Raw genomic sequence first — 24901 nt, forward strand, 5'->3', positions numbered from 1 at the left:
CAATCCAAAGGCCGAAGGATCTGACAATCAACAGGTGACAGATCAGCAGATATCGATATTGTGCAGCTTATCGCAATGCCTATGGATGCAGGAAGCCCAATGTTGAGTGATCGAAAAAAATTATGTGAAACCATCACTGATATTGCCCTGAAAGCCGGGGAAAAAATCCTGTCGATTTATAACGAGGATTTTGATGTCTCGTTGAAAGGTGATCAATCGCCCGTAACCGAAGCAGATGTGGCGGCAGAAAAGATCATCATCGACGGATTGCTAAAAGCCACACCAGATATTCCGATCCTCGCAGAAGAAAGCGTTGCAGGCGGCCATATTCCCGACCTGTCCGGCGGCACCTTCTGGTTAGTTGACCCTTTGGATGGGACAAGGGAATTTGTCCATAAACGCGGTGAGTTTACTGTAAATATTGCATTGATCGAAAACGGTAGACCGACCATGGGCGTCATTAATGTGCCTGCGAAAGACATTACATATTTTGCTTTCGCTGCCGGTGAAGCTTGGATGTTCGAAGGGCGGGAAACACCAATCCGGATTTCTGCTCGGACGACGCCAGCGGATGGCCTGACAGTCGTCGCCAGCCGATCCCACCGCACACCCGAAACAGATCACTATATTGCAAAATTTAAGGTAGCCGAGCTGGTCTCGGCAGGATCCTCTTTAAAGCTGTGTTTACTCGCGGAAGGCAAAGCAGATCTCTATCCGCGGCTCGGCCGTACCATGGAGTGGGACATCGGTGCTGGCCAGGCTATTTTGGAAGCGGCAGGCGGATCCGTTGAAACGCTGGAAGGCGCTCCACTGAAATATGGCAAAGACGGCTATGACAACCCTGATTTCGTAGCAAAAGGCAAATAAGAAGCCTGCAGCCCTTTCAATCAGGGCCGCAGACCAATCTATTAAAGCGTTTCCTGAAAGCGCACGGGCTGGCCGGCTGACGAGCCAAGTAGTTGACCGTCGCGCATTACCTGCCGACCCCGAATAATGGTCCCTACGGGCCAACCGGTAACGGTTTTTCCAGTAAACGGTGACCAGCCGCATTTTGATGCAAGCCAGCTTTCTTCTATTTTTTGTTTTCGTTTTAAATCAACCAGCGTGATGTCCCCATCAAAGCCGAGGGAAAGTCTGCCTTTTCCGGCGATACCATACACGCGAGCTGGCCCCGCCGACGTAAGGTCCATCAGATGCTGCAAGGACAGTTTGCCGTTGTTACAGTGATCAAGCATCAGAGGAAACAAAGTCTGCACCCCAGGCATGCCAGACGGTGACTGAGGATAAGGCTTTGCTTTTTCCTCTTTTGTGTGTGGAGCGTGATCCGATCCGATGACATCCACCACGCCCTGTTGTAACGCTTCCCATAGGCCAGACCGATGCGCTTCTTCCCGGATTGGTGGGTTCATTTGTGCGTAACTTCCCAGTTCTTCATAACAGTCTGGAGCCTGCAAAGTCAGATGTTGCGGGGTCACTTCAACTGTTGCGACATCCTTGTATTTGGCAAGCAGTGCCATTTCTTCTTTCGTTGTAATATGCAGAACGTGGATTCTGCGACCGGTTTCACGGGCAATCCGCAAAACCCGCTCTGTTGCTAGCCTTGCACATTCCACATCACGCCATACCGGGTGATTGACGGGCGTATCGACTGCAAGATGCTGGCGTGCCAGCAACCGGGGCTCATCCTCCGCATGAATTGCGACGCGGCGAACACCATTTTCAAGGACTTTGCGAATATCTTCGTCCCGATCGACCAAAAGACTTCCTGTGGAGGATCCCATAAACAACTTAACGCCAGCAACGCCTTCCTGACGTTCCAGCGACGGAAGATTCGGAACATTTTCAGCGGCCGCGCCGATAAAGAATGCAAAATCAGTCCACGCCTTTTCCCGGCCGCGCCGTACTTTGTCGGCCATATCCTGGGCCGTCAACGTCAAGGGTTTGGTGTTTGGCATTTCAAAAATAGCGGTAACACCGCCCATGGCCGCGGCGGCTGTGCCAGTTGCCAGATCCTCTTTATGCTCCAATCCGGGTTCGCGAAAATGAACCTGACTATCGATAACGCCAGGAAACACATGCAGCCCGGATGCGTCTATTTCCTCGCTGGCAGACCAGCTGGATAAAGATCCGATTGCAACGATTTTTTCGTTTTCAATCGCGATATCTGCTTGTTCAATTCCGCGAGCAGAGACAACGGTTCCGTTTTTGATCAATAGATCGGCACGCATGTGTTTAGCCTTTCAATTAAGAATGCCCTTTATTACCCCCACCGTCACAAAATGCCAACCCCCCAGCCCTTGCATACTGAATAAGCGATGCTAGGATATCCACTCCCTGTCTTTCAAAAAAAGAAGCTGTATTATGTCTGTCGCGTCCATTGCAAAACTTGAAAACCGTAGTCTGGTATGTCTCTCTGGCGAGGATGCCTTTGCGTTTCTGCAAAATCTAGTGACAAATGATTTAAAACTGCTGGAAAAAACGCAGTCTATTTATTCAGCGCTTCTAACGCCGCAAGGTAAATTTCTTCACGATTTTATCATCAGCAAGAAAGAAAAAGCACTTTACTTGGATTGCCCGGCAAGTCGCAAAGATGATTTAATTAAACGTCTGACGATGTATAAGCTCCGGGCAAAGGTTGACATTCAGGACGTCACGGCCGACCTTGACCTATATGCCCTGTTTGGAGATACAGCGCAGGCTTTGGCAACGTCCTACCATGATCAGCAGGGCGCACAGGAGGACAAGAGCAGCCTCCTTTTTGCGGATCCCCGGCTACCGCAACTGGGCTATCGTTTCTATTGCCCGGTCACAGCAGCACAACCCGACTTTTTTTCAAGCGCCGCGCGTGTCCCTTTTGATGACTATACGAAATTCAGATTATCCTTGGGTGTGCCCGAAGGGGGTAGTGATATTGAGCCTGAGAAAAATTTCCTGTTGGAGATTAACTTTGAAGAGCTAAACGGGGTCAGCTTTTCAAAAGGGTGTTATGTCGGACAGGAACTGACAGCCAGAACCAAGCACAGAGCAAAAATTCGCAAGCGCCTGTTCCAGTTTAAGAGTGATGAGAATATTTCTGTTGGCGATGTTTTCAAAGTGGACGGAAAGGAAGCCGCCACTGTTTTATCCTTCACCGCCCCCTTTGGTCTTGCTCTTACCCGGCTGGATGCATGGGAGAAAATTGAACAAGGCGCCCCCGTTAGTCCGGAGAATATTGCACTTACCAAGCCGACTTATGTTCGTCTGCCGGAACATTCTGAGTAAATATTGTTTGCGAAACACAAAAATTAACGATAATTATTTGCTGAGAACAAAAAAAGAACATGAGGGTTAATCCGTAATGCTTGGCGATGTAAACGTAGACGCGAACGGAATTCGACGCTGTAAATGGTGTGGGGACGATCCTCTTTACCAAGCCTATCACGACACCGAATGGGGGGTCCCTGTTTGGGATAGCCGTGCTCTTTTCGAAAAACTCATTCTGGATGGTTTTCAGGCGGGTCTTTCCTGGATCACCATTTTAAAGAAACGAGACAATTTTATTGCTGCCTTCGATGGATTTAATCCCGAAATCATCGCTCGCTACACGCCGGAAAAAATTGAAAGCCTGATGCAGGATAAGGGCATTGTAAGAAACAAGGCCAAGATTTTGGGAACGATCACAGGGGCACAGCTTTTTCTGGAAATAGAAGAAAAAGAAGACGGATTTTCTAACCTGCTTTGGAATTATCTTGATGGTGTTCCCCTGCAAAACAGCTGGACCAACATGGCAGAAGTACCGGCGCAGACAGCGCTTAGCCAGTGCATTTCAAAAGATCTTAAAAAACGTGGGTTCAAATTTGTCGGACCGACAATCGTATATGCCTTTATGCAGGCTGTGGGAATGATAAACGACCATCAGGTTGATTGCTTTCGCCATATGGAGGTCACATCAGAATAGAGGAGAGTTTTAATGAGCCGTCATGAACGCTTGTCTTTTACCCTTTGCCAGCACTACCAGAATAAATACGGACCGGATGTCTTGGAAAGGCTGGAACAGGATGCTTCGTTTTGCGAAACACAAAATGATCTGAGACGCCGAAATTTGTTGCTTCGGGTACGCGACCAGATCCTGCTTGAGGAAGCAGCCATTTCCCCGTAGGGTCTGCCGGATTTACAAAATGATCGGACAGGAGATCTTATGGAACCGCGGCTGAAAGCAGAGATTTGGATAAAAGCGCATATTCGCAAATGCAGCTTTCTAAACATCCCTGTTTTTGTGACCAGACGCGGAGATGAAACAGCTGGATCCGCGCTCATAAAAGTAAATCGACTGAACAATCAATGTATGGTTTTAACACCGACAACCAACTTTGAAGATGGCTCTCGCAAATGGTTAAAGGGAACGGGTGCCGATTGGGTCGATGAAGAAACCGCCGATCGCTATATTGAAAAACAAATCGATTTCGACAGAGATTTATGGGTTTTAGAAATTGAAGATTCTGAGGGCCGCCACTTTCTGGATGAAAAAGTAGAAAGTTAGCGGGCAAAATGGGTTAAGCGTTCGGCTAACGCATCGTCCAGCTTTTCAAAGTCCTTTAACAAACCCCGATACCAGTTTTCACGCTCAGTCAGGTGCAGAGAAAGCAGTCTGTTCTGCACTACATACTGCACTCCGTTTTTCTGAAGTCTCTGCCGTTTTTCGGTATTGTTTAAGAGCTCCGCGACAGCCTCCCCAAACGCCTCGTCCTGATGACAGATGATCGAAAATTCCCCCCCTGGGTCACATGCGGGATAGACCACTGCACTTGCTATTGGCACAGCACCATGCGCCGCAGCTTCGACAAATTTCAAGTCAGACTTCATTCGGTTAAAGGTCGTGTCCTGCAAGGGAATGAGAACAATATCTGCCTGTTTTAAATGAGATTTATAAAGATCATACTGACAAAGTGGCGTAAATGTCTTCCGATCTGTCTCCAGCGCTTCATAAAACTCTCTGTCCATCACAACATCAACCCAATAAGGCGTTGTCGCCTCTGATAGCGCCTTGTTAAGCGATGGCATAATTGGTCGCCAATCATCCTGGCGATTAATCGCCCCAAAGAACAACCGGACCGGCGTTTCACTGGACTTCTGGTGTTTTGAAGGCAACCGATCCAATTGATTTGCAAATATCTTAACGGTCGGATTAAACTCTCGAAAATAGTTGGCCAATTCGGGCGTGGTTGTCTGAACAGCATGCACCCCTCGAAACGAGAGATACCCATTTTTTTCGATTTCCGGCCATAGGGAAGGATAATCGTCAAATTCAGTAACAATAAGATACCCCGCTTCGCGCATCTTTTGTATCTCAGCCAAGGCTGGTTCGATTTTCAAAATAGGCCGGTGGAGAAGAATGATCTTATCAACATTCGCCGGTTGCGGCTTTAAGACAATATGCCTTGACGCATGACAGGTCACGCCCGGCAATGACGCCATCGCGCGCAGCGGCTCATTTATGCGGACATCGTTGACGCCGCCCACAGGTTTGAGAACCTTCGCCTGAATTTGCAAGCGGGAAACAGGGTTTGACGTAAGGCGATATAGAAAAAACGGAGCACAAAGCAGCTTTTTCATCTGAGGAGAAAGCCCCTTCTGGATCGCGTGACCCTCCATCCATACTTCAAATTCCTGTACCGAGCTGCGCGATATCCGGGTCTGATCGACAAAAAAACCACCATCCCCCAACCCATCCAAAATATTCTTTTTCGTATGGGCCCATTGTTTTTCAAGGAGGCTCGATTCCCATTTTTGGCCCGGCAGCAATTTGAAAAACAGAGGGTTTTTTATTTCCAGGATACAAACACCTGATCCTGACAGAACAGTTTTTGCCTGTTTCAATATCCCCTTTAGACTCTGTGTTTGGGCCGAGCAGCCAAGGAAAAGAAGGCTTTCCAAAAGGTGATCAGGGTCATCAGTCAGGACCGCTATATCAGGTGCAAATGTCACGTTGCCGACTGGATTGATCGACCTGTATTCCTGTGCGAGCAGTTCTGCTCCCGCGCCGATAATCCCTACAGATAAGGCGTTATGAGGCAGAAATCTTAAACAGTTTTCTGCACGGGCTGATGCTTTGACGCCTTGCTTCTGTAAATTCATTAATTGTGAAATTTCCCTACTTTTTCTGAATAAACGATATTATGCACTGTCAGAGAAGTCGCAAGTATTCTATCTTGCTTGCGAGTAAAATTTTGACCGAAAACTTCAAGCACAGAAGAAATATGCAACAGTATCTGGACCTACTTAAAACCGTAAAAGAAACTGGGACCTTCAAATCCGATAGAACCGGTGTCGGGACCTATAGTATTTTTGGTCACCAAATGCGCTTTGATCTGAGTGAAACATTCCCTTTGCTAACGACCAAGCGGCTGCATTTAAAATCAATTATCCACGAATTGCTTTGGTTTTTAGCAGGCGATACAAACATCAAATATCTGAACGATAATGGTGTTCGCATCTGGAATGAATGGGCTGATGAAAACGGGGACCTCGGGCCCGTTTACGGATCACAATGGCGTTCTTGGCCCGGACCAAACGGGACGACGATTGACCAGATAAGCAACCTGTTGGCGCAAATCAAAACCAACCCTGATTCCCGGCGCCATATTGTCTCCGCCTGGAACCCGGCAGAAGTCGAAAACATGGCATTGCCGCCCTGCCATTGCCTTTTTCAATTTTACGTGGCCGACGGGAAACTTTCCTGCCAACTTTATCAGCGCAGTGCCGATGTCTTTTTGGGCGTACCGTTTAACATTGCGTCCTACGCTTTGCTCACACGCATGATTGCGCAAGTTTGCGGATTGAAAGCCGGTGAGTTTGTTCACAGTTTTGGCGATACCCATTTATATGCTAACCACGTTGATCAGGCCGAACAGCAACTGTCGAGGAAACCCGGCCCCCTTCCAACCTTGCATATCAATCCAGACGTAAAGGATCTGTTTTCGTTCACTTTCGACGATTTCGAGGTGCGTGATTACTTAGCAGAACCGAACATTCCGGCACCAATCGCTGTTTAGAAGCAAGGTATCCCCAATGATTATTAGTGCCGTCCTGGCAGTTTCTGAAAATAACGTGATCGGATCGGACAATTCCCTTCCGTGGCGTCTCTCCAATGATCTTAAATGGTTCAAAAGCAAGACGCTTGGAAAGCCCATGATAATGGGCCGTAAGACGTTTGAATCGCTTCCCGGTCTCCTTCCTGGAAGAACCAGCGTTATCCTCACCCGTGACACCGATTATTCAGTGGACGGCGCCCTTGTTGCGCATGACATTGATCAAGCCCTCAGTCTTGCCAAACAAGACGCGGAAGCAAAGGGAATTGACGAAATCACAATTGTGGGCGGCGGTGAAATCTATAAACTTTTTGCTGACCAGATTGACCGGTATTATTTAACTCTCGTCCATACAAACATTTCCGGTGACACGCACTTTTCACCGTTAATCGACCAAGATTGGCAAACGATCTTTTCTGAATTCCATGAGAAGTCAGAAAAAAATGATCACGACCATACCTTTTTCATAAAAGAGCGCCGATTACAGCCTATTTGAATTTTCCAAACTGCCCCCTTTCAATCTGTCGAGCAAGTATCTATATTACGCTTGTTGGGCAACCAACTATGGCGATAAACGTTGCGTGGAATAAACGTTGCGGACCCGGGGGCGGTACCCGGCGCCTCCACCAGAAACACAGGAAAGTAACGCCCTGTTTTTCTGCTGGGGGCGAAATAGGTTCGACGCGCGCAGTAAAGATGTAATTTTCGCTCGGCATGATACCACCGTTACCGGGGTCAATTTTACAAATGCTAACGATAACAACGAAGCATTTGCCGTAGCCGCTTAACAGCCGCTACACGGGGTTCGGAGGGGCACCTGGCAACAGAAGCCCCTCCACTTGATTGGGAAGAACATACCGCAACTGCGCCGAAACGCAGATGACACGATAAAGCTGGAGTAAGGTTAGCGTGATGGACGGCGAAATAAATTATAATCAACTGGTTGAAAAAGCTCTGATGGAAGTTGTCAGGGAATCCCTTCGCTGTGCCGCAAAGGATGGACTGGTTGGCCAGCAGCATTTTTACATTACCTTCAAAACGAATTACCCCGGTATTAACTTGCCCGCGCATTTACAGGAACGATATCAGGACGAAATGACCATTGTTCTTCAGCACCAATTCTGGAACCTAACCGTCGAACAGAATAAATTCAGTCTTGAACTAAGCTTCAACCATCAGAGGGAATTACTTGAAATTCCGTTTGATGCCGTAACCGCATTTGCCGATCCTTCCGTACAATTCGGCTTGCAATTTAATCTTGGGCCAGATGACACCCTTGAGACCGCCGACACAACAGCGACACAGAATGATGAGGCGCTAGAAGATGTGTCTGCAAGTGACGAAAAAGAAGAACCAAAAGCGGGTGAAGTGATCACTCTGGACGCCTTTCGTAAAAAATAACAGAAGGCGTTGAAGGCCGTTTGTCGTTTTCAACTGCTTGCGCAACCCAAATAATTTCAAAAACAGTTACGCCAGGATGAGAAGAGATGCCAGAATTTCAATATCAGGAAATGTTCCAGCTCGGTGAAAGTGCGACTCCCTACCGCAAACTCACGGATGACTTCGTTTCCACAATCGATGTGGACGGCAAAGAAGTTCTCAAGATCGAGCCTGAAGCACTTGAACTTCTATGTGCAGAGGCAATCCGGGATTCCTCTCACCTTCTTCGCCCGGCGCATCTGGCTCAGCTGGCCAGCATTCTGGAAGATGACGAGGCGTCAGAAAACGATAAATTTGTCGCCACAGAATTACTGAAAAATGCCAACATCGCAGCGGGAATGGTTCTACCCAGCTGTCAGGATACAGGCACAGCGGTTATTATGGGCAAAAAAGGCCAGTATGTCTGGACCAGCGGCAATGATAAAGAGTCTTTGTCAAAAGGCGTCTTCAAAACCTTTACCGAGACAAATCTGCGTTATTCTCAACTTGCACCTATTAGCATGTTTGATGAAAAAAACACCGGCACAAATTTGCCAGCGCAAATCGATATTTATTCGACAGACAGCAATATTTATGAATTTTTGTTCATTGTAAAAGGGGGGGGATCAGCTAACAAGTCATTCCTCCACCAAGCCGTCCCAAGCGTTCTGTCCCCAGATCGGCTACTTCCCTTTATCGAAGAAAAAATAACCGAATTGGGAACCGCGGCCTGCCCGCCCTACCACTTGGCCATTGTAATTGGCGGCACCTCTGCCGAAGATACAATGAAAACCGTGAAACTTGCCTCAACCAAATATTATGACGAGCTACCGACCACAGGGAACGAACTCGGCCGTGCCTATCGAGACGTCGAGATGGAAGCTGCTATCCACAAGATTTCCCAGAATATTGGTATTGGCGCTCAGTTTGGCGGAAAATACTTCTGCCATGATGTGCGGGTCATTCGCATGCCGCGTCACGGTGCCAGTGTCCCAATTGGAATTGGCGTTTCCTGTTCCGCGGACCGTCAGGTTAAAGGCAAGATTACTAAAGAAGGTGTCTTTCTTGAACAGCTTGAAACAGACCCGGCCAAATATCTGCCAGAGATCTCAAGCCAGCATTTGAACGAAAATGTTGTAAAAGTAGACCTGAACCAACCGATGGATGAACTGCTGAAAACACTCAGCCAGCATCCTATCCGTACTCGCCTTAGTTTGACCGGTACGATTATCGTTGCCCGCGATCTTGCACACCGAAAACTTCGGGAGAGATTAGAAGCCGGAGAAGATCTGCCGCAGTATTTTAAAGACCACATCATTTATTATGCGGGTCCTGCCAAAACGCCTAAAGGATATGCCTCTGGATCGTTTGGGCCAACAACCGCTGGCCGGATGGACGGGTATGTGGATCAGTTTATGTCCCATGGCGGCAGCATGATCATGCTGGCGAAAGGAAACAGAAGCAAATTGGTCGTTGATGCCTGCGCCAAACATGGGGGCTTCTATTTGGGCTCAATTGGCGGACCAGCGGCCATTCTTGCGCAGAACAACATCAAAAAGGTTGAAGTTCAGGAATTTGAAGAACTTGGCATGGAAGCCATCTGGCGCATTGAAATCGAAGACTTTCCAGCCTTTATCGTAACCGATGACAAAGGCAATGACTTCTTTGCTCGAAAAAAATAAAGACGACTAGCCTGATATGCCCGACGAAATCATCAAACGATCAGTCAGCATATCAGGCCATCGCACCAGCATTTCTGTCGAAAAAGAATTCTGGGATTTGTTCTGCCAAATGGCAGAAGATCAATCAATCAGCATAAACGCTCTGATTGGTCGCCTGGATGAAGAACGATCTGGGAACCTCTCCAGCGCCGTGAGGCTGTATGTTTTGCGCAAACTCCTTGAAATGTCTGAATAGTGTGACCGATCTGTGGCTTAGCTTGCAATTACCTAAAAAAATTCTAATGTTGAATGAGGGGTCGTTTCACACAAGGGTCAAATCGTAATGGGTGATGTTGTTAATCTGAATAAATTCAGAAAACAGAAAGCAAAAAAAGAGGAGGAAAAAACCGCTTCTTCCAACCGGCTACTCTTTGGGCGAACCAAGCAATCAAAAGAAATTGATAAAAAGAAGCAGGAAGCGGCCCGCAAAAAACTGGATGACCTGAAAATAGATCCGACAGAAACCGACAAGTCTTAACGAGCTCAAAAACCCGGCGACTTAAAGTCTGTGCCAGCCTCATATTTTCTAAACAAAATGTTCATAAAAGCGTCGTATTTCATGTGTACTTGAGAGCCATCGAATTTAGATGGCAAAGGAGCCACACGATGAAAAGCGATGGACACATACATTTAGAACCCAAAATAGATGAGATGTTTTCCGACCCTATTTTTCTCGCCGTTTTGAAAAGAGATGGCCTGACAATCAATGATGTTGTTCAGGTTATCGAAACCTACAAACAGAACAGATGTGGCAAGCCGAATTAACGCGCTTCTAAAAAAGACCAAAAAAAGCACGGCTAAACAGCCGTGCTTTTTTGTCACGAAACATCAACGACTATGCCGTTGGAAGCTTGTAATCTTTAAAATCTTCGCGCAGCTTCGTTTTCAATAGCTTACCTGTTGCTGTATGCGGCAGTTCGTCAACGAACACAACATCATCAGGCAACTGCCATTTTGCCAGTGTATTTTCTAGATGATGAATAACATCCTCACGGGTGACAGAATGTCCACTTTCTTTTACAGCAATCACGAGCGGGCGCTCATCCCATTTCGGATGGGGCACAGCAATGACAGCGGCTTCGACAATACCAGGACAACCAACAGCTTCGTTTTCAACATCAATGGATGAAATCCACTCACCACCTGATTTGATCACGTCTTTGGATCGGTCCGTGATCTGCATATAGCCATCAGGATCCAAAGTGGCGACGTCGCCTGTATCGAACCACATATCCTCATCAATGACATTACCGCCCTCACCCCGGAAATACCCGCTTGTGATCCAAGGACCGCGAACCAGTAACCGACCGAACGCGACGCCATCACGCGGTTGCTCAACCCCTTCATCATCGACAATCTTCAGATCAACACCAAAAACGGCGCGTCCCTGTTTGAGGCGAATGTCAATTTTTTTGCTTTCTGGTAAATCTTCGTGCTTCTTAAGAAGGTTACCTGTTGTTCCCAGCGGGCTCATCTCTGTCATGCCCCACGCATGAACAACATTAACCCCATAATCATTGACAAAAGTTTCGATCATAGAGCGTGGTGCAGCCGACCCACCGATAACCGTCCGGTTCATGGATGAAAACTTCAGATTATTTTCTTTTACATGACCCAACAGCATCAACCAAACGGTTGGAACACCTGCTGAGAGGGTGACATTTTCAGCTTCCATTAGTTCATAAATGGAGGCACCGTCCATGGCGGCGCCAGGCATTACCATTTTCGCACCAGACATGGCCGCGGCATAAGGAATACCCCACGCATTGGCGTGGAACATCGGGACAACCGGCAAAATGCTGTCCTGATTGCAGATACCCAAGCCATCATTGGTGCAAACACAGAAACTGTGCAGAACGGTTGATCTGTTGGAATATAAGACACCTTTCGGATTACCGGTTGTTCCTGAGGTATAACACAAGCTGGAAGCGGTATTTTCATCGAAAACGGGCCATTCATAGTCCCCATCTTCCGCTTCCACCAATGTTTCGTAACAAAGCAGGTTATCCAGCTTGCTCTCGGGCATATGGGCTTCGTCCGTCATGACAATAAAGCCTTTTACATTCGGCAGATGCTCTGCAACGGCTTCTATCAATGGCACAAAGGTCAAATCAACGAAGATAAATTTGTCTTCTGCATGATTGACAATATAGGCGATCTGCTCTGGAAAAAGGCGGGGATTAATCGTATGGCAAACAGATCCCATGCCCGAAACACCAAAGTAGATCTCGACATGGCGATAACCGTTCCAGGCCAACGTTCCAATACGATCACCTGTTTCGACGCCAAGCTTTTCAAGCGCCTGAGCGAGCTTCTTTGCCCGAAGATTTACTTCACGGTAATTGGTCCGGTGAATAGGACCTTCTACAGACCGAGAAACGATCTCAACATCTCCGTGATAAATTCCGGCATATTCAATTAGCGAGGATATCAGCAATGGCCGATCTTGGATAAGACCCAACATAGTTTGTTCCCATATCAGTTTATTGGTTTTTGGTTACACGCAACATAGGCAAACTGCCAAGATTGGTAAAGAGTAATCGCACAGAAAACGGCGATATCACAGCAATACGGGCATGCCCCTACGTCAGGCGGACAAACCTATCGGTTTCAGTAAATACTAGTTGTCTCTGGTCCATAAAATTGGTGATAATACAACATGATAACATTCTTATAGGCGGCCTTTATGCAGATTGAACCCTATATTCTGATTCCGGCGGCCGCTCTGGCGGTCCTGATAATGATCGGTTTGATCCGCCTTATTTCGGGCCCTAAAAACTTATTTCTCAGTGAAAAAGCAATCAGGACACATTTACGGTTTGAACAACCGGATCTCGAGATCCAATCCATTTTAATGAGCACGGACAAACATGCCGCCCTTGTCGTCCCCGTTCAGGATAAGACACTCCGTTTAGTCAGAAGCTTTGGCAATAAAATTGTCGTGCAAATGGTTGAACGTGATGGCCTGCGCCTTTCTGCAGCCTCTCCCACCACAATCCATTTCGACCGACAAGACTGGGGACATCCGGCGCTCAAACTCTCATTTGAGGACAAGACCTTGCCGTCTCTTAAAAAGTTGCTTTTGGAGGAACAAAGCCATGCCTCTCCCTGATCCGGTTACCTTTGCTATTCCCGCTTTCGTTCTGCTTATTATCATGGAAGTAATTTTGGGACGTTTTTTCCCTCGCAAGTCAAATTATGAGACCCGGGACAGTGCCGCGTCTCTTGCAATGGGACTCGGTAATTTCGCAATTGGACTGATTAATCTTGGTATCGTCGCCAGCGTTTCGCATTGGGTCTATCAATATCGTTTCTTCGATATCGGGTATCACTGGTATGCCTTTGTTCTGATCTTTTTCGCTGAGGATTTCTGCTATTACTGGTTTCATCGGCTCAGTCACGAGCACCGTATTTGGTGGGCAGCCCATATCAACCATCATTCTTCACAATATTATAACCTGAGCACAGCCCTCCGCCAAACCTGGACCGGCGGTCTGGCTGGCACCTGGGTGCCTTGGCTTTTACTCTCCATTTTAGGCTTCCCTACGGCGCTTATTGCCTTTCAGCAAGGTATCAATCTTGTTTATCAATTCTGGATCCATACTGAATGCATTCAAAAGATGTGGCGCCCTTTTGAATATATCTTCAATACGCCATCGCATCACCGTGTCCATCACGCGATCAACCCGCAATATCTGGATGCTAACTACGCGGGAACCCTGATTATCTGGGACAGAATGTTTGGCACATTCGTGCCTGAAGATGACGCCGAGCCCTGCCGATATGGTATCGTCAAACAGATTGCCAGTTTCAATCCGATTGTTATTGCGCTGCATGAATGGGCAGGCCTCTTCAAAGACATTCTTTCTGCACGGAGTCTCAAATCTTTTTGGATGTATATTTTTGGCCCGCCAGGATGGAGCCCCGACGGGTCCCGCCTAACATCAAAGCAAATCAAGGAAAAGGACGCTGCCATTAAAATAAAAAGGGCTGGGGCACGCGCCACCTAATTGTTGAACGAAGACAATCAAGTCAGGCTAATCTGATGGAAAGAAACATGATGCATAGTGTCCCTACCTACTTATTTGACGTTCAGGAAAAGCCCTCCCTCCCCTTGTTTGATGTCCCGTTAGTCCGTGCTACAGAAAAAACTGTCCAGGGATACGGTATGCTTGTCGATAACCCTGATGATCTGAACATCGAAATCGTCCGCTGGCCGGCACAAGGCTGGCGCCCTGTCGACCCTGATACAGGAGACGAAGGCGGATTTGTCGAAGGCGTTTTTTCCGGGCTTTGGGAAGGCGATGTTCTGATGGGGCGTAATGATGCCGTTTCTGGTGAATATGTTCTCGGTTGGGCTTGTGACCCGCAACAGGCCTCGAATGAGGCTCCAACGGTTGCGCGAAATCAGGTTCTTCTTTGGCATATAAATTACCACCCGGATGGTGGCCAGCTTTTCTTTCCATTGAGCAACCAGCCTTTTGTCGTTCCCCTGGCACTTCCGGGAGACGATATCAGTCCTGACAAAGTCGTGGCTTTCTGGTGTGATGGCTCGCAAGGCTTATATATTCACCCGAATATCTGGCATGAAGGCATCTTCCCCATCGAAACTGAACAACGTTTTCTGGACAGGCAAGGTCGGGTCCATGCTCGGGTTTCCTGCGATTTTGGAAAAGAGTTTGGCGTATATCTGAACGTTCCCCTCTTCTTTTAGTAAATCACGTTTTACAGCAAACAATTCTGGTTCGCGAATACAGTGCTCTGTGTTACAAGAAGATTACAAATCAGTTTCGAGAACCGGAAGCATTGGAAACAAAGCTGTATGATTAAAAAAATCCTGAAAGTAATCCTATGGTGCATTGTCACATTGGGTGCCTTCAGCATTCCGATTTTCTTTACACCGTTGGGCGAGATTCCACTGACGGCGCTGCTCCGTGTTGGCGATGTTGAGCCCACTAATTTCGAAACGCTTCAACTATCTGAAAACCCAAATCAGTTTCTGATCTGCCCACCCTCTGCCTGCATCGCACAGGAGCAACAAACCAGTCCGGTTTTTGACGTCCCACTTGAGGAATTGAAACGAAACTGGGTGGCAATGCTGAAAGAGCAAAAACGGATCGAAAAACTTACAAAACTGGGGACCAACAATCAGCAGGATCTGGTACAGAGAACCCGCCTTGTCCGATATCCTGACATCGTGTCCGTTAAGTTTTATGCGCTTGGCGACGGGAAAAGCAGCCTCGCAATATACAGCCGTTCCGTTTATGGCCGCTCCGATTTCGACGCGAACAAAATACGGATCGAAACATGGATCAAACGCCTGAAAGAAATGACACGCCGCTAACTTTGCACCGTTTTCTCGATCCAAGTCAGTAAATCTTTCATGACCTCATCCCGATTGGTCTCGTTCAAGATTTCGTGCCGACCCCCGTTATAGAACCGATGCTCAACATTCTTGAAGCCATTTTTTTGATAGGCTTTAAGCAGTCTCTCCACCCCTTTAGTTTTCTCTCCCACCGGATCTTCAGTTCCAGAAAAAACGTAAATCGGCATTTCTTTGTCCATTTGCGACATAGCCTGATCCGACCCAATACGGGTCAAGGCATCCAGAAGGCCGATCCATGTTGCAATAGAACAATCAAACCCGCATAGAGGATCTTCGACATACATATCGACTTCCAGTTCGTCACGGCTGAGCCAGTCGAATTCTGTTCTGTTGGGTGCAAACGCTTTATTGAAGGCCTTAAATGACATGTTGGCAAGTAACGTGCTGTGTCCTTCATTCCCATTGCGCAGCTTTTCAATACGTGACACAAGCTGCGCAAGCTTTCCTAGACCGCCTGGGGGACCGTTGGTTGCACTTAACGCGGCACCGGCGATGGTATCCCCATAACGAGCCAAATAGTCCTGCACCATAAATGAGCCCATGGAATGCCCCATAAGGATAACTTTCTTATTGGCATGGCGCCGCTTGATCTCTTCATTGATCAGAGATAAATCATCCACCGCCAAACGCCATCCCCCTTTATCCGCCATGTGCCCGGGAACGCGACCCTCTGGGATTGTCAATCCATGGCCGCGATGATCATTTGCATATACGGCATAGCCTGCGCCATTTAAAAATTCAGCCAGACGCTGGTATCGCGCCCCATGCTCTGCCATGCCATGCGCAATCTGAACAACACCCATCGTCTCTCCTTCGGGCAACCATTCGTAGACGTGAAGCGACAAGCCATCCGCTGAAGTAAGCTTAAGTGCACCCATTCAATCCCCCTCTTTTTTCACTATTTACACATGTTCTGATTTTTCTGGCAACAGCTCATCCCCAATTGACGACCTCATGACAGAAGAGTAGCCTGACCGAAAACATCAAGTAACCCACCAAGAAAGAAATCCAGATGAGCAGCTCCAATTTTACGCAAGGCAATTCTTTAGCCAGCCGGGATGTCCGAAATGTAATCCATTCTTACACCAATCTGTCTGCACACGAAAAAACGGGTCCGCTCATCATCGAAACGGGTAAAGGCATTTACGTTTATGATGATAATGGGAAAGAATATATCGAAGGACTGGCAGGGTTGTGGTGCACGTCTTTTGGTTTTGGTGAAAAAGAGCTGATCGACGCCGCAACGAAGCAGATGCACAAGCTTCCCTATTATCATTCCTTTGCCAGCAAATCGACAGAGCCGGGTATTTTACTTGCAGAAAAACTACTCGAGATGGCGCCATCAAGTGATCTGTCCAAAGCTTTTTTTGTCAATTCCGGTTCAGAAGCCAATGATACTGTCGTAAAGCTGGTCTGGTATTATAACAATTCAAAGGGTCGCCCTGAGAAAAAGAAGATTATCAGCCGGCAAAAGGCCTATCATGGCGTAACGGTGGCAGCTGCCAGCATGACAGGCCTGCCGCCTTTACATAATGACTTTGACCTTCCGATTGAAAACATCACCCACACTAGCTGTCCGCACTACTACCGTTTTGGGCTGGAGGGCGAGAGCGAAGAAGAATTTTCAACCCGCATGGCGGCCGAATTGGAACAAAAAATTCTGGCCGAAGGGCCTGAAACAGTGGCCGCGTTTATAGCTGAACCAGTGATGGGAGCCGGGGGTGTCATTGTACCGCCAAAAGGCTACTTTGAGAAAATTCAGGCGATTTTGAAGAAATATGACATTCTGATGATTGCGGATGAAGTCATTTGTGGCTTCGGCCGGACCGGAAATATGTGGGGATCGGAAACTTTTGGTATCAAACCAGATATCCTCAGCTGCGCCAAAGCACTATCAAGCGCATATCTGCCCATTGCGGCGGTTCTAGTATCACAGGAAATTTATGGTGAACTCGTTCGTCAAAGCGAAAAGCACGGTGCATTTGCGCATGGATACACCTATTCGGGTCATCCGGTTCCTGCTGCAGTAGCGCTTCGGACATTGGAGCTGATGGAAGAAAGAAGTATTCTGGAGCATGTCCAGAAAGTCGCTCCTTTGTTTCAAAAACGCTTCAACGACCTACAAGATCACCCCCTGGTTGGCGAGGTTAGGGTCTGCGGCCTTGTAGGCGCTGTTGAAATTGTCGCTGACAAAAAAACGAAAGCCTCCTTCGATCCTAGCCTGACGTTAGGTGCAAAAGCTGTTGCTTACATGCAGGATGAAGGATTAATCAGCCGGGCCGTTGCCGGTGATAATGTGGCTCTGTGCCCACCCCTTATTATAACAGAGGACGAAATCAACACGATGTTCGACCGGTTTAAACGGGGCCTGGATCGGGTTGCCGCCGATGTGGATGAGAATAACTGGCGCGTAGCCTAACCCGCAATGTGGGCAGCATTAAACATGTTGCCCACCATTGATATGTACCTCAGCCCCAGTAACATAAGAAGACGGAGCATCACATAGAAAGTAGATCGTCGACGCAACTTCTTCAGGGCGCCCTAAACGCCGAAGCGGAAGCTCTTTCACCATGTCTTCTGTCCCAGGCGACAGAATAGCGGTGTCAATTTCACCGGGTGCAATTGCATTGACGCGAACCCCAAATGGTCCAAAATCAGCGGCCATTTCACGTGTCATAGCCGACAACGCGGCCTTTGATGTACCATAAGCGGAACCGGCAAAAGGATGGACCCGGCTGCCCGCAATAGACGTCACATTAACAATGGCGCCTTTCGCAGCCACTAGTTCATCAAACAATCCTTGTGCCAATAAAAGCGGGGCAAACAAGTTTACGTTGTACACATGTAACCAATCCGCATATCCGGAATTCAACGTGCTGAACCGTTCTCCATTGGGTCCTTTAGGTGAAATTCCTGCGTTATTCACAAGGGCATGCAAAGGGGAGCCGTTCAGTTTTTCGCGAATGGTTTCAATCCCGGCCGCCAATCCATCTGTGTCTGACAGATCAAGTTGAACATGGCTTTCTTCGCCGCCCTCCCAAGGGCAGTGTTCTGAAAAAGTCTGTCGGGAAACAGTTAGAACCCGCCAGCCTGCAGCACTAAATCTTTTAACAGTGGCGTGGCCTATACCGCGGCTTGCGCCTGTGAGCAGTAAAACTTTTTGAGGATTTGACATATAAGGGGCACCGGATCCAGAAGTTAAGATAATCTTAAATTTTCCCGTTAATAGTGTATTTAATTATTGTAACACGCATTAACAACTAGTGTAATATAATATCGATAGCCCAATTGAACAAAATTGGCAGGAAACAGGATAAAAAAATGAACGATATTCCTGACGATAAAAATAGGCGCTTGTATCACAGAAATACGGCACCACGCGTTGTGGTCATTATTGGAGAAAAGGCTTACCTCGCCAAAGACTGGTCACCCGCCGGCTTTTGTATCGAAAATACCGAGAGCAGTTATTCAGTCGGAGATGATATCTCCGGTGAGATTGACATATTTGGTGTCAATGGAAAGGGCCAGTTTACCGGAACAGTCGTCCGCAATACCCCTTCTCCAGAAATTGCAGTGAAATTCGAGCATCTCAGCGCGCATTCACATCTTGCCTTATGTACACGTATTTTTCTTGAAGACAGAGATTTTGACGCAACAATCTAAAAGCTTCAGGCCGCTTTATTGCACGGAAAATTAAGACTACAGGTGGTTCCGACGCCTAGGCGACTGCTAATATCAAAATCCCCCCCGTGGAGTTCAACCAAAGAAGCGACAAGAGGCAGGCCCAATCCTGTACCCGGATACTTCCTGTTGAACGCATTTTCAATTTGTCCAAATGGTTGCATGGCAATCTCAAGCGATTTATCTTCCATACCAATCCCAGTATCCTTGACCAGAAGAAGAACATCGCCGTTCGTTGATATATTCAATACCACATCAACAGCACCGCCATTTGGTGTAAATTTGATGGCATTGGAGAGCAGATTAAGCAGGATCTGACGCACTGCGTTTTCATCTGCCCGAACCAAACCGACTTTAGCCATCTCGCTAAATGACAGGGTTACGCCCGCTTCATCTGCTTGATTTTGACAATAATTCAAAGTGTTCTGGACCAGCTCTGAAAGATGGACATCCGTTTCCTGTAGCTCAAACTTTCCGGCTTCAACCTTTGATAAATCCAGAAGATTATTGATCAAATGAAGCAAATGAGAGCCACTGTCATGAATATGATGAACATATTCAACATACCGTTCATTTTCAAGTTTGCCGAAAACCGACTTATTGATCATTTCAGCAAAGCCAATAATCGCATTCAACGGTGTCCGAAGCTCATGGCTCACGCTGGCCAGAAAGTTTGTCTTGCTGACGCTCGCGGCTTCTGCCCTTTCTTTTGCAAGACAGAGCTGAACTTCCCATTCCTTTTGACGGGTAATATCGGTGAAGGTTAAAACAAACCCGCCATTCTCGATATAATTTCCAGAAACACTGATCATGTTACCACTGGCGCACCGATGTAAATATTCAAAGTCCTCTGTTACTTCCACCCAAGGACATTTCCCCTGCATGCGATCCGCCACATCACCGCGTTCGAACAGATAGTCGTAGATGATGTCAATCTTTTGACCTGTGAAGAGCAAATCCGCAGGAATATTCGTCAGGGTCAAAGCGTTCTGATTGAATTCGACAATCTCCAGATCGGCGTTTAACAGCACTATTCCTTCGTTAATATTCTCAAAAGTAAGTCGCAGGCTGTCAGCGGTTTGTACGGATTTTTCCTGAGCATACAGGGCCCGTATTGTCTCGCGCGTGTAAGCCGCCAGGATAAGAACTATATCGCGGTCATCTTTTGTGAAGATCATTTCCCGCTTCCCGTGAAGAGAGAAGATACCGATCATTTCACCATTTTTCTCAGCGAGCGGATAAACCAGCATATTATCAGCCTTGTATCCGTCCCAACCGCTTGCCTTATAGACATTCCCAGCCTGACCTCCCGTGTTAAGATAGGGCTCTCCCGTTCTGAAAACCTGCTCGAAAATACTTCCTTCTTCGAGCGGGACAGATAATTTCCTCGGCGCATGCCCTGGATCCAAAGAATGCACCTGCTTCAGATGAGCCCCTTCCAGCAGATAAAAACTGCCCCCGGTTGCCCCTAATACAGATCCTAATTTTTCCAACAGCTTTGTACAAACCTCATGAAGAGACCCGCACTGTGCCAACTCGCCAGCTGCCTTTACAACTTCACGAACCTTGAAATTTAACGGACTGGTTGATTGTATCAGCGCGTTATTGGCCGTCGCCAATTTAGGCGCTGGCATTGTTAGCAAACAATCCAGACAGGATTGACCGACCTGCTCTGCCAACCCCTCAAATTTTGAATTGAGAACAATATAATCATCAACCCCCATTTTCATGGCGCGAACAGCACGTTCAGGGGTTGCGGCATAATCCAGAAAGAAAAAACCGGCGTTAGGCGCCAGCGTTCGGAACTTCGAAAAGGTACGAAGAGACAGATTGATGTCAGACTCGCCAACATGAAAGAATACCAAATCCATCGAACTGATCTGCGCCCGGATGCTTTGATCATCCCGAGGAGAAGCAACTGAAAAATCAACGGCCGGATCGTTCAACTGGTCATTAAGAACAGCCAAAGCATCCTTCTCTTCCGATAGGAAAAGTAAGGAAACACAGGCTTTGTTTATTTTTGGCAATCCCATACTGAACTCTTTTAATCCTGACAAGCATCTCCAATGATCTATCAACTTTAGCCACCAATGAATTCACAAATACAGACTGCTAAATCTGCGCCCATCCGTTCAAAAGCATTGGGTCTGCAAACGCAAAAGATAGGGTTGAATACCTGTCAATACGTTCATTTTTAGATAGAATTAATTAGAAATCTATGAAATCAGACTTAAAATATCGTTAAGGAGACAATTTGGTCGTTATCAATTCAACCGAAATTGTCCTCCCATCACATTTTGCTATTTATTCAAACTACTGTGCGTCTCTTCCAATTGTGTCAGACGATCCGCAAGGTAACTTGACGGTTTGCTGAAACGGGCAAGCAGAAGGTAGAAAACCGGAACAACCCCAAGAGACAAAAAGGTAGAAAACAGAACGCCGCCCATGATGACAACGCCGATCGCTTCCCGGCTTTCTGCCCCCGCGCCCACGGCCATTGCCAGCGGCACAGCACCCAGCGCTGTTGAAATAGTGGTCATCAAAATTGGACGCAAGCGGATAACAGCAGCTTCAATAATCGCATCTTTTAACGCCTTCCCTTCATCCCGGAGCTGGTTGGCAAATTCCACGATCAAAATGGCATTCTTTGCCGTCAGGCCAATCAGCATAATAATTCCAATTTGGCTGTAAACGTTCAAAGACAGGCCATATACCAGCATGGCACCCATCGCACCGGTGACCGCAAGGGGGACCGAAGTCATAATAATAATCGGGTGAATAAAACTTTCAAACTGGGCTGCAAGAACCAGAAAAACGACAAGAAATGCCGTAATGAACGTAAAAAGCAACGCTTTGTTAGAATCTTTAAAGCTTCGGCTAACGCCCCCGAATGAGACACGTGCCTGATCGCTTTCTTCACGCACCAAAGTTTCCAGATACGTCAACGCCTCGTCCAGTGTATAGCCATCTGCCAAAGAGGCGGTGATCCGAACCGCCCGCAAGCGGTCGGAACGCTTTAGTTCTGCCGATCCTGCCGTTTCTGTCAAACCCACAAAGTTCGAAAGAGGAATAAGCCTGCCAGACTGGTCTGAACGGACATAGACTTTGTCCAGATCCCCCTTCGAGCTTCGGTCTTCCTGGCGGGCGCGCATGATCACATCATACTGTTTTCCGCCCTCTTCATAAGTACTGACTGTCCGGGCGCCCATGAGTGTTTCAAGCGTCCGCCCAATCGTTTGAATTGAAACGCCTAGGTCTGATGCCCTGTCCCGATCAATATTCAGCCGAATTTGAGGGAGGTTTTCAGAATAGTCTTTGTCCACGTTCAACAGTTTTGGATTTTCCTGAGCCCGCTCTATGACCCGATCAACCCAAACATTTATTTCATCATAAGAAGGTCCACCGACGATTACATCAACGGGTGCACCAAAGGATCGCTGTCCGAGACTCGCAGGGTTAATCGCAAAGGCCCGCACTCCCGGAATGGATAACAGCCCTGGAAAAATCGAGCTGACTATCTGCTGCTGAGACCGTTCCCGTTTTTCCCAGGTTACTAGGCGGGAAAACATAAAGGCCGTATTGACAGGCCCGGGTCTCGAAAAACTGCCCACCAAGGCAAAAACACTCTCCGCCTCCCCGTTTTCCAGAAGTGGATTGAGCAGAGCTTCAATTTTTCGAACATTTCGTTCTGTATAATCAAAGCTGGCCCCCTCAACGGCTTTGACGGGGATGTAAAAAAATCCACGATCTTCCGTTGGTGCAAACTCTTTTGGCAACTGACTATAAAACTCGTAGGACAGCGCAGAGACACCGATCGCAATGGCAATGACAATCGCAGGTGTGTTCAGAGCGAATTGCAAACCTCGCCGATAAAGGGCCTCCAGTCCGTCGAAAACAAATTCAGTAGAACGGTAAAAAATCCCTTCCTTATTTTGACTGACAAGCAACCTCGAACACATCATTGGTGTAAGGGTGAGCGCCACAAAACTCGAGAACATGACCGCCGCAGCGACCGCCAGACCAAACTCACGAAACAATCGGCCTGTTGTGCCTTCCAGAAAGGAAATTGGCAGAAACACAGCAACCAGAACGATCGTCGTCGCAATAACGGCAAAAGCCACCTGCCGCGATCCTCGAGCTGCGGCAAGCAAGGGAGGCTCCCCCATTTCAATCCGCCGGTGGATATTTTCCAGCACTACAATGGCGTCATCAACCACAAGCCCGATGGCCAATACCAATGCGAGCAAGGTCAGTACGTTCACGGAGTAATTCAGCGCTGCTAGAATAATCAGTGTTGCAATAATGGATACAGGGATCGCAACTGCCGGAATTAAGGTTGCCCGCACAGATCTAAGAAAGAAAAAAATCACCAGAACGACAAGCGCCATCGCAATACCAAGGGCGATGAACACCTCACGTATTGACTGGCTGATGAAAATAGACTGATCGTAAGAAACCTTGAGTGTCACCCCTTGAGGAAGTGACGTTTGAAGGTTATCAACAACAACCTTCACATTATTTGCAACCTCAAGCACATTGGCTCCGGATTGACGAATGATACCTAGGCCGATGGAATCACGGCCATTCACGCGTAATCCTGTTCTTTCATTTTCAGCGCCAACAACAACCCGTGCGACATCCCCCAGCCGTATTACGCCTCGATCATCATTTTTAATGATCACTCTGTTGAATTCGTCTGGTGTTCGTAAATCTGATTCCGTCTGAATATTAAATTCCCGCTCCAGAGATTCAATCCGGCCGGAGGGTAATTGCACATTTTGTGCTTTGATTGCCGTTTCTACATCCTGAACCGTCAGACTATGGGCGGCGAGCGCTTCTGTATCCACCCAAATACGCATGGCATACCGTCTTGCACCGCCAATCCGCACGCTCGCAACGCCATTGACCGTAGAAAGCGGGTCAACAAGGGTTCGTTCTGCAAAGTCAGTCAGTTCCAAAGATGAGAGATCGGTACTCGCCATCGACAGCCACATTATCGGCCGCGCGTCGCTTTCTGTTTTAGAGATACGCGGCGCATCTGCTTCATCCGGCAGTTTTGAAATCACACGGGATACCCGTGCACGCACATCATTTGTCGCGCTTTCAATATCTCGGGACAGATTGAACTCTACATTGATAGAGGAAGATTCTTCCCGGCTACTGGAATTTATGCGCGCAACGCCCCCTATACCGGCGACAGCATCTTCCAGAACTTGCGTGATCTGGCTTTCAATAATTTCGGCAGACGCCCCTCGATAGGTCGTACTGATCGACACATTGGGTTTGTCAACGTCAGGGTATTCGCGCACACTTAAGGACTGATAGGAGAAGGCACCAAACAAAATTAAAACCAGCGACATGACGATCGCCAGCACCGGCCGTTTAATGGCAAGATCAGAGATAATCATTCTGTTGCAACCTTACCCGATTTCTTTTTTCCGTCTGTGGCCGGGTTTCCCACTGCCATGATCCGCACAGGTTGTCCGTCTCTCACCTTTTGAAGACCTTCTGTGATCAACACTGCATCGCCAGAAATTCCCTGCAAGGCTTGCGCCCAGCCGGGAATTCTTTCACCAATTTTGATCCTTGTCCGATGGGCAACGTCCTCTTTAATAACAAAAACAAAA

The 24901-nt window shown here is 47.6% G+C and carries 25 protein-coding genes, 1 other RNA gene and 1 pseudogene; 19 read left to right on the plus strand and 8 right to left on the minus strand.

Annotated features, from left to right (window positions below; translation table 11 throughout):
- The first annotated feature begins 99 nt into the window (after positions 1–99).
- On the plus strand, positions 100–867 hold the full coding sequence (cysQ, locus tag ACJAYR_RS04770; protein ID WP_415235526.1) for a 3'(2'),5'-bisphosphate nucleotidase CysQ: 768 nt from the start codon (positions 100–102) through the stop codon (positions 865–867).
- A gap of 41 nt (positions 868–908) precedes the next feature.
- Here the strand turns inward: cysQ and ACJAYR_RS04775 are convergent, their stop codons facing one another.
- Positions 909–2228 (minus strand): dihydroorotase, encoded by a 1320-nt coding sequence (locus tag ACJAYR_RS04775; RefSeq protein ID WP_415235527.1) that lies wholly within the window; start codon positions 2226–2228, stop codon positions 909–911.
- A 133-nt stretch (positions 2229–2361) separates the two neighbouring features.
- Between ACJAYR_RS04775 and ACJAYR_RS04780 the strand changes: the two genes are divergently transcribed.
- From ACJAYR_RS04780 to ACJAYR_RS04795, 4 genes are all read left to right on the plus strand, one after another.
- Positions 2362–3261 carry a YgfZ/GcvT domain-containing protein gene (locus ACJAYR_RS04780; RefSeq protein ID WP_415235528.1) on the plus strand — a complete coding sequence of 300 codons (900 nt, stop codon included), beginning with the start codon at positions 2362–2364 and terminating at the stop codon, positions 3259–3261.
- A gap of 76 nt (positions 3262–3337) precedes the next feature.
- Positions 3338–3937 carry a DNA-3-methyladenine glycosylase I gene (locus tag ACJAYR_RS04785; protein ID WP_415235529.1) on the plus strand — a complete coding sequence of 200 codons (600 nt, stop codon included), beginning with the start codon at positions 3338–3340 and terminating at the stop codon, positions 3935–3937.
- A 12-nt stretch (positions 3938–3949) separates the two neighbouring features.
- Positions 3950–4138 (plus strand): hypothetical protein, encoded by a 189-nt coding sequence (locus ACJAYR_RS04790; RefSeq protein WP_415235530.1) that lies wholly within the window; start codon positions 3950–3952, stop codon positions 4136–4138.
- Between the two features lie 39 nt (positions 4139–4177).
- A complete protein-coding gene (locus ACJAYR_RS04795) occupies positions 4178–4519 on the plus strand; it encodes a DUF1491 family protein (protein WP_415235531.1) in 342 nt (113 codons plus the stop codon).
- Here ACJAYR_RS04795 and ACJAYR_RS04800 read toward each other — a convergent pair.
- Complete coding sequence (locus tag ACJAYR_RS04800; RefSeq protein WP_415235532.1) at positions 4516–6114, minus strand: hypothetical protein; 1599 nt, start codon at positions 6112–6114, stop codon at positions 4516–4518. The genes ACJAYR_RS04795 and ACJAYR_RS04800 overlap by 4 nt on opposite strands.
- Before the next feature lie 122 nt (positions 6115–6236).
- Between ACJAYR_RS04800 and ACJAYR_RS04805 the strand changes: the two genes are divergently transcribed.
- The 8 genes from ACJAYR_RS04805 (at position 6237) to ACJAYR_RS04840 (ending at position 10972) form a co-directional block, all read left to right on the plus strand.
- Positions 6237–7031, plus strand: coding sequence for a thymidylate synthase (locus ACJAYR_RS04805; protein WP_415235533.1), 795 nt, complete (start codon positions 6237–6239; stop codon positions 7029–7031).
- A gap of 16 nt (positions 7032–7047) precedes the next feature.
- Positions 7048–7563: a dihydrofolate reductase gene (locus ACJAYR_RS04810; protein WP_415235534.1), complete on the plus strand. Its 516-nt coding sequence runs from the start codon at positions 7048–7050 to the stop codon at positions 7561–7563.
- A 14-nt stretch (positions 7564–7577) separates the two neighbouring features.
- Positions 7578–7907: a transfer-messenger RNA gene (ssrA, locus tag ACJAYR_RS04815) on the plus strand.
- A 72-nt stretch (positions 7908–7979) separates the two neighbouring features.
- On the plus strand, positions 7980–8468 hold the full coding sequence (locus ACJAYR_RS04820; RefSeq protein WP_415235535.1) for an SspB family protein: 489 nt from the start codon (positions 7980–7982) through the stop codon (positions 8466–8468).
- 86 nt (positions 8469–8554) lie between these two features.
- On the plus strand, positions 8555–10168 hold the full coding sequence (locus ACJAYR_RS04825; protein WP_415235536.1) for a fumarate hydratase: 1614 nt from the start codon (positions 8555–8557) through the stop codon (positions 10166–10168).
- Between the two features lie 16 nt (positions 10169–10184).
- Entirely contained in the window at positions 10185–10403 is a 219-nt protein-coding gene (locus ACJAYR_RS04830) for a ribbon-helix-helix domain-containing protein (RefSeq protein ID WP_415235537.1), read from the plus strand.
- 87 nt (positions 10404–10490) lie between these two features.
- Positions 10491–10685, plus strand: coding sequence for a DUF4169 family protein (locus tag ACJAYR_RS04835; RefSeq protein ID WP_415235538.1), 195 nt, complete (start codon positions 10491–10493; stop codon positions 10683–10685).
- A 128-nt stretch (positions 10686–10813) separates the two neighbouring features.
- Complete coding sequence (locus tag ACJAYR_RS04840; RefSeq protein ID WP_415235539.1) at positions 10814–10972, plus strand: hypothetical protein; 159 nt, start codon at positions 10814–10816, stop codon at positions 10970–10972.
- Positions 10973–11042: 70 nt separating this feature from the next.
- Here ACJAYR_RS04840 and ACJAYR_RS04845 read toward each other — a convergent pair whose 3' ends face one another.
- Positions 11043–12671 carry a 3-(methylthio)propionyl-CoA ligase gene (locus ACJAYR_RS04845; protein WP_415235540.1) on the minus strand — a complete coding sequence of 543 codons (1629 nt, stop codon included), beginning with the start codon at positions 12669–12671 and terminating at the stop codon, positions 11043–11045.
- 222 nt (positions 12672–12893) lie between these two features.
- On the opposite strand from ACJAYR_RS04845, the gene ACJAYR_RS04850 reads away from it, so the two are divergent.
- The 4 genes from ACJAYR_RS04850 (at position 12894) to ACJAYR_RS04865 (ending at position 15551) form a co-directional block, all read left to right on the plus strand.
- Positions 12894–13319, plus strand: a complete 426-nt coding sequence (locus ACJAYR_RS04850) for a hypothetical protein (RefSeq protein ID WP_415235541.1) — start codon at positions 12894–12896, stop codon at positions 13317–13319.
- Positions 13306–14217 carry a sterol desaturase family protein gene (locus ACJAYR_RS04855; protein WP_415235542.1) on the plus strand — a complete coding sequence of 304 codons (912 nt, stop codon included), beginning with the start codon at positions 13306–13308 and terminating at the stop codon, positions 14215–14217. Before ACJAYR_RS04850 ends, ACJAYR_RS04855 begins: the two co-directional genes overlap by 14 nt.
- A gap of 50 nt (positions 14218–14267) precedes the next feature.
- A complete protein-coding gene (locus ACJAYR_RS04860) occupies positions 14268–14921 on the plus strand; it encodes an ureidoglycolate lyase (protein WP_415235555.1) in 654 nt (217 codons plus the stop codon).
- Positions 14922–15029: 108 nt separating this feature from the next.
- A complete protein-coding gene (locus ACJAYR_RS04865) occupies positions 15030–15551 on the plus strand; it encodes a DUF1499 domain-containing protein (protein WP_415235543.1) in 522 nt (173 codons plus the stop codon).
- Here the strand turns inward: ACJAYR_RS04865 and ACJAYR_RS04870 are convergent.
- On the minus strand, positions 15548–16471 hold the full coding sequence (locus tag ACJAYR_RS04870) for a lysophospholipase (protein ID WP_415235544.1): 924 nt from the start codon (positions 16469–16471) through the stop codon (positions 15548–15550). The two genes, ACJAYR_RS04865 and ACJAYR_RS04870, sit on opposite strands and share 4 nt — an antisense overlap.
- Positions 16472–16605: 134 nt before the next feature.
- Here ACJAYR_RS04870 and ACJAYR_RS04875 point away from each other — a divergent pair, with 134 nt between their 5' ends.
- Positions 16606–18012 (plus strand): aspartate aminotransferase family protein, encoded by a 1407-nt coding sequence (locus ACJAYR_RS04875; protein WP_415235545.1) that lies wholly within the window; start codon positions 16606–16608, stop codon positions 18010–18012.
- 18 nt (positions 18013–18030) lie between these two features.
- Here the strand turns inward: ACJAYR_RS04875 and ACJAYR_RS04880 are convergent, their stop codons facing one another.
- The gene (locus tag ACJAYR_RS04880) at positions 18031–18768 is read right to left on the minus strand and encodes an SDR family NAD(P)-dependent oxidoreductase (protein WP_415235546.1); all 738 of its coding nucleotides are present in this window, start codon (positions 18766–18768) and stop codon (positions 18031–18033) included.
- 146 nt (positions 18769–18914) lie between these two features.
- Between ACJAYR_RS04880 and ACJAYR_RS04885 the strand changes: the two genes are divergently transcribed.
- Complete coding sequence (locus ACJAYR_RS04885) at positions 18915–19256, plus strand: PilZ domain-containing protein (protein WP_415235547.1); 342 nt, start codon at positions 18915–18917, stop codon at positions 19254–19256.
- 5 nt (positions 19257–19261) lie between these two features.
- Here the strand turns inward: ACJAYR_RS04885 and ACJAYR_RS04890 are convergent, their stop codons facing one another.
- The 3 genes and pseudogenes from ACJAYR_RS04890 to ACJAYR_RS04900 all read right to left on the minus strand — a co-directional run.
- Positions 19262–21307, minus strand: coding sequence for an ATP-binding protein (locus ACJAYR_RS04890; RefSeq protein WP_415235548.1), 2046 nt, complete (start codon positions 21305–21307; stop codon positions 19262–19264).
- Between the two features lie 267 nt (positions 21308–21574).
- Positions 21575–24682 (minus strand): efflux RND transporter permease subunit, encoded by a 3108-nt coding sequence (locus ACJAYR_RS04895; RefSeq protein WP_415235549.1) that lies wholly within the window; start codon positions 24680–24682, stop codon positions 21575–21577.
- Positions 24679–24901 (minus strand): annotated as a pseudogene (locus tag ACJAYR_RS04900) (efflux transporter periplasmic adaptor subunit); the annotation flags it as partial. The gene ACJAYR_RS04895 and the pseudogene ACJAYR_RS04900, both read right to left, overlap by 4 nt.

Origin of the sequence: Sneathiella sp. (genome assembly GCF_047631475.1) — a bacterium.
Taxonomy (GTDB): domain Bacteria; phylum Pseudomonadota; class Alphaproteobacteria; order Sneathiellales; family Sneathiellaceae; genus Sneathiella.

Bases quoted from the DNA above. Each gene is read 5' to 3' on its own strand.
- cysQ (WP_415235526.1), top strand. From the start codon at position 100: ATGTTGAGTGATCGAAAAAAATTATGTGAAACCATCACTGATATTGCC.
- ACJAYR_RS04860 (WP_415235555.1), top strand. From the start codon at position 14,268: ATGCATAGTGTCCCTACCTACTTATTTGACGTTCAGGAAAAGCCCTCC.
- ACJAYR_RS04865 (WP_415235543.1), top strand. From the start codon at position 15,030: ATGATTAAAAAAATCCTGAAAGTAATCCTATGGTGCATTGTCACATTG.
- ACJAYR_RS04810 (WP_415235534.1), top strand. From the start codon at position 7,048: ATGATTATTAGTGCCGTCCTGGCAGTTTCTGAAAATAACGTGATCGGA.
- ACJAYR_RS04855 (WP_415235542.1), top strand. From the start codon at position 13,306: ATGCCTCTCCCTGATCCGGTTACCTTTGCTATTCCCGCTTTCGTTCTG.
- ACJAYR_RS04775 (WP_415235527.1), bottom strand. From the start codon at position 2,228: ATGCGTGCCGATCTATTGATCAAAAACGGAACCGTTGTCTCTGCTCGC.
- ACJAYR_RS04870 (WP_415235544.1), bottom strand. From the start codon at position 16,471: ATGGGTGCACTTAAGCTTACTTCAGCGGATGGCTTGTCGCTTCACGTC.
- ACJAYR_RS04800 (WP_415235532.1), bottom strand. From the start codon at position 6,114: ATGAATTTACAGAAGCAAGGCGTCAAAGCATCAGCCCGTGCAGAAAAC.
- ACJAYR_RS04890 (WP_415235548.1), bottom strand. From the start codon at position 21,307: ATGGGATTGCCAAAAATAAACAAAGCCTGTGTTTCCTTACTTTTCCTA.
- ACJAYR_RS04830 (WP_415235537.1), top strand. From the start codon at position 10,185: ATGCCCGACGAAATCATCAAACGATCAGTCAGCATATCAGGCCATCGC.
- ACJAYR_RS04885 (WP_415235547.1), top strand. From the start codon at position 18,915: ATGAACGATATTCCTGACGATAAAAATAGGCGCTTGTATCACAGAAAT.
- ACJAYR_RS04805 (WP_415235533.1), top strand. From the start codon at position 6,237: ATGCAACAGTATCTGGACCTACTTAAAACCGTAAAAGAAACTGGGACC.
- ACJAYR_RS04790 (WP_415235530.1), top strand. From the start codon at position 3,950: ATGAGCCGTCATGAACGCTTGTCTTTTACCCTTTGCCAGCACTACCAG.
- ACJAYR_RS04880 (WP_415235546.1), bottom strand. From the start codon at position 18,768: ATGTCAAATCCTCAAAAAGTTTTACTGCTCACAGGCGCAAGCCGCGGT.
- ACJAYR_RS04845 (WP_415235540.1), bottom strand. From the start codon at position 12,671: ATGTTGGGTCTTATCCAAGATCGGCCATTGCTGATATCCTCGCTAATT.
- ACJAYR_RS04895 (WP_415235549.1), bottom strand. From the start codon at position 24,682: ATGATTATCTCTGATCTTGCCATTAAACGGCCGGTGCTGGCGATCGTC.
- ACJAYR_RS04875 (WP_415235545.1), top strand. From the start codon at position 16,606: ATGAGCAGCTCCAATTTTACGCAAGGCAATTCTTTAGCCAGCCGGGAT.
- ACJAYR_RS04840 (WP_415235539.1), top strand. From the start codon at position 10,814: ATGAAAAGCGATGGACACATACATTTAGAACCCAAAATAGATGAGATG.
- ACJAYR_RS04780 (WP_415235528.1), top strand. From the start codon at position 2,362: ATGTCTGTCGCGTCCATTGCAAAACTTGAAAACCGTAGTCTGGTATGT.
- ACJAYR_RS04795 (WP_415235531.1), top strand. From the start codon at position 4,178: ATGGAACCGCGGCTGAAAGCAGAGATTTGGATAAAAGCGCATATTCGC.
- ACJAYR_RS04785 (WP_415235529.1), top strand. From the start codon at position 3,338: ATGCTTGGCGATGTAAACGTAGACGCGAACGGAATTCGACGCTGTAAA.
- ACJAYR_RS04850 (WP_415235541.1), top strand. From the start codon at position 12,894: ATGCAGATTGAACCCTATATTCTGATTCCGGCGGCCGCTCTGGCGGTC.
- ACJAYR_RS04825 (WP_415235536.1), top strand. From the start codon at position 8,555: ATGCCAGAATTTCAATATCAGGAAATGTTCCAGCTCGGTGAAAGTGCG.
- ACJAYR_RS04835 (WP_415235538.1), top strand. From the start codon at position 10,491: ATGGGTGATGTTGTTAATCTGAATAAATTCAGAAAACAGAAAGCAAAA.
- ACJAYR_RS04820 (WP_415235535.1), top strand. From the start codon at position 7,980: ATGGACGGCGAAATAAATTATAATCAACTGGTTGAAAAAGCTCTGATG.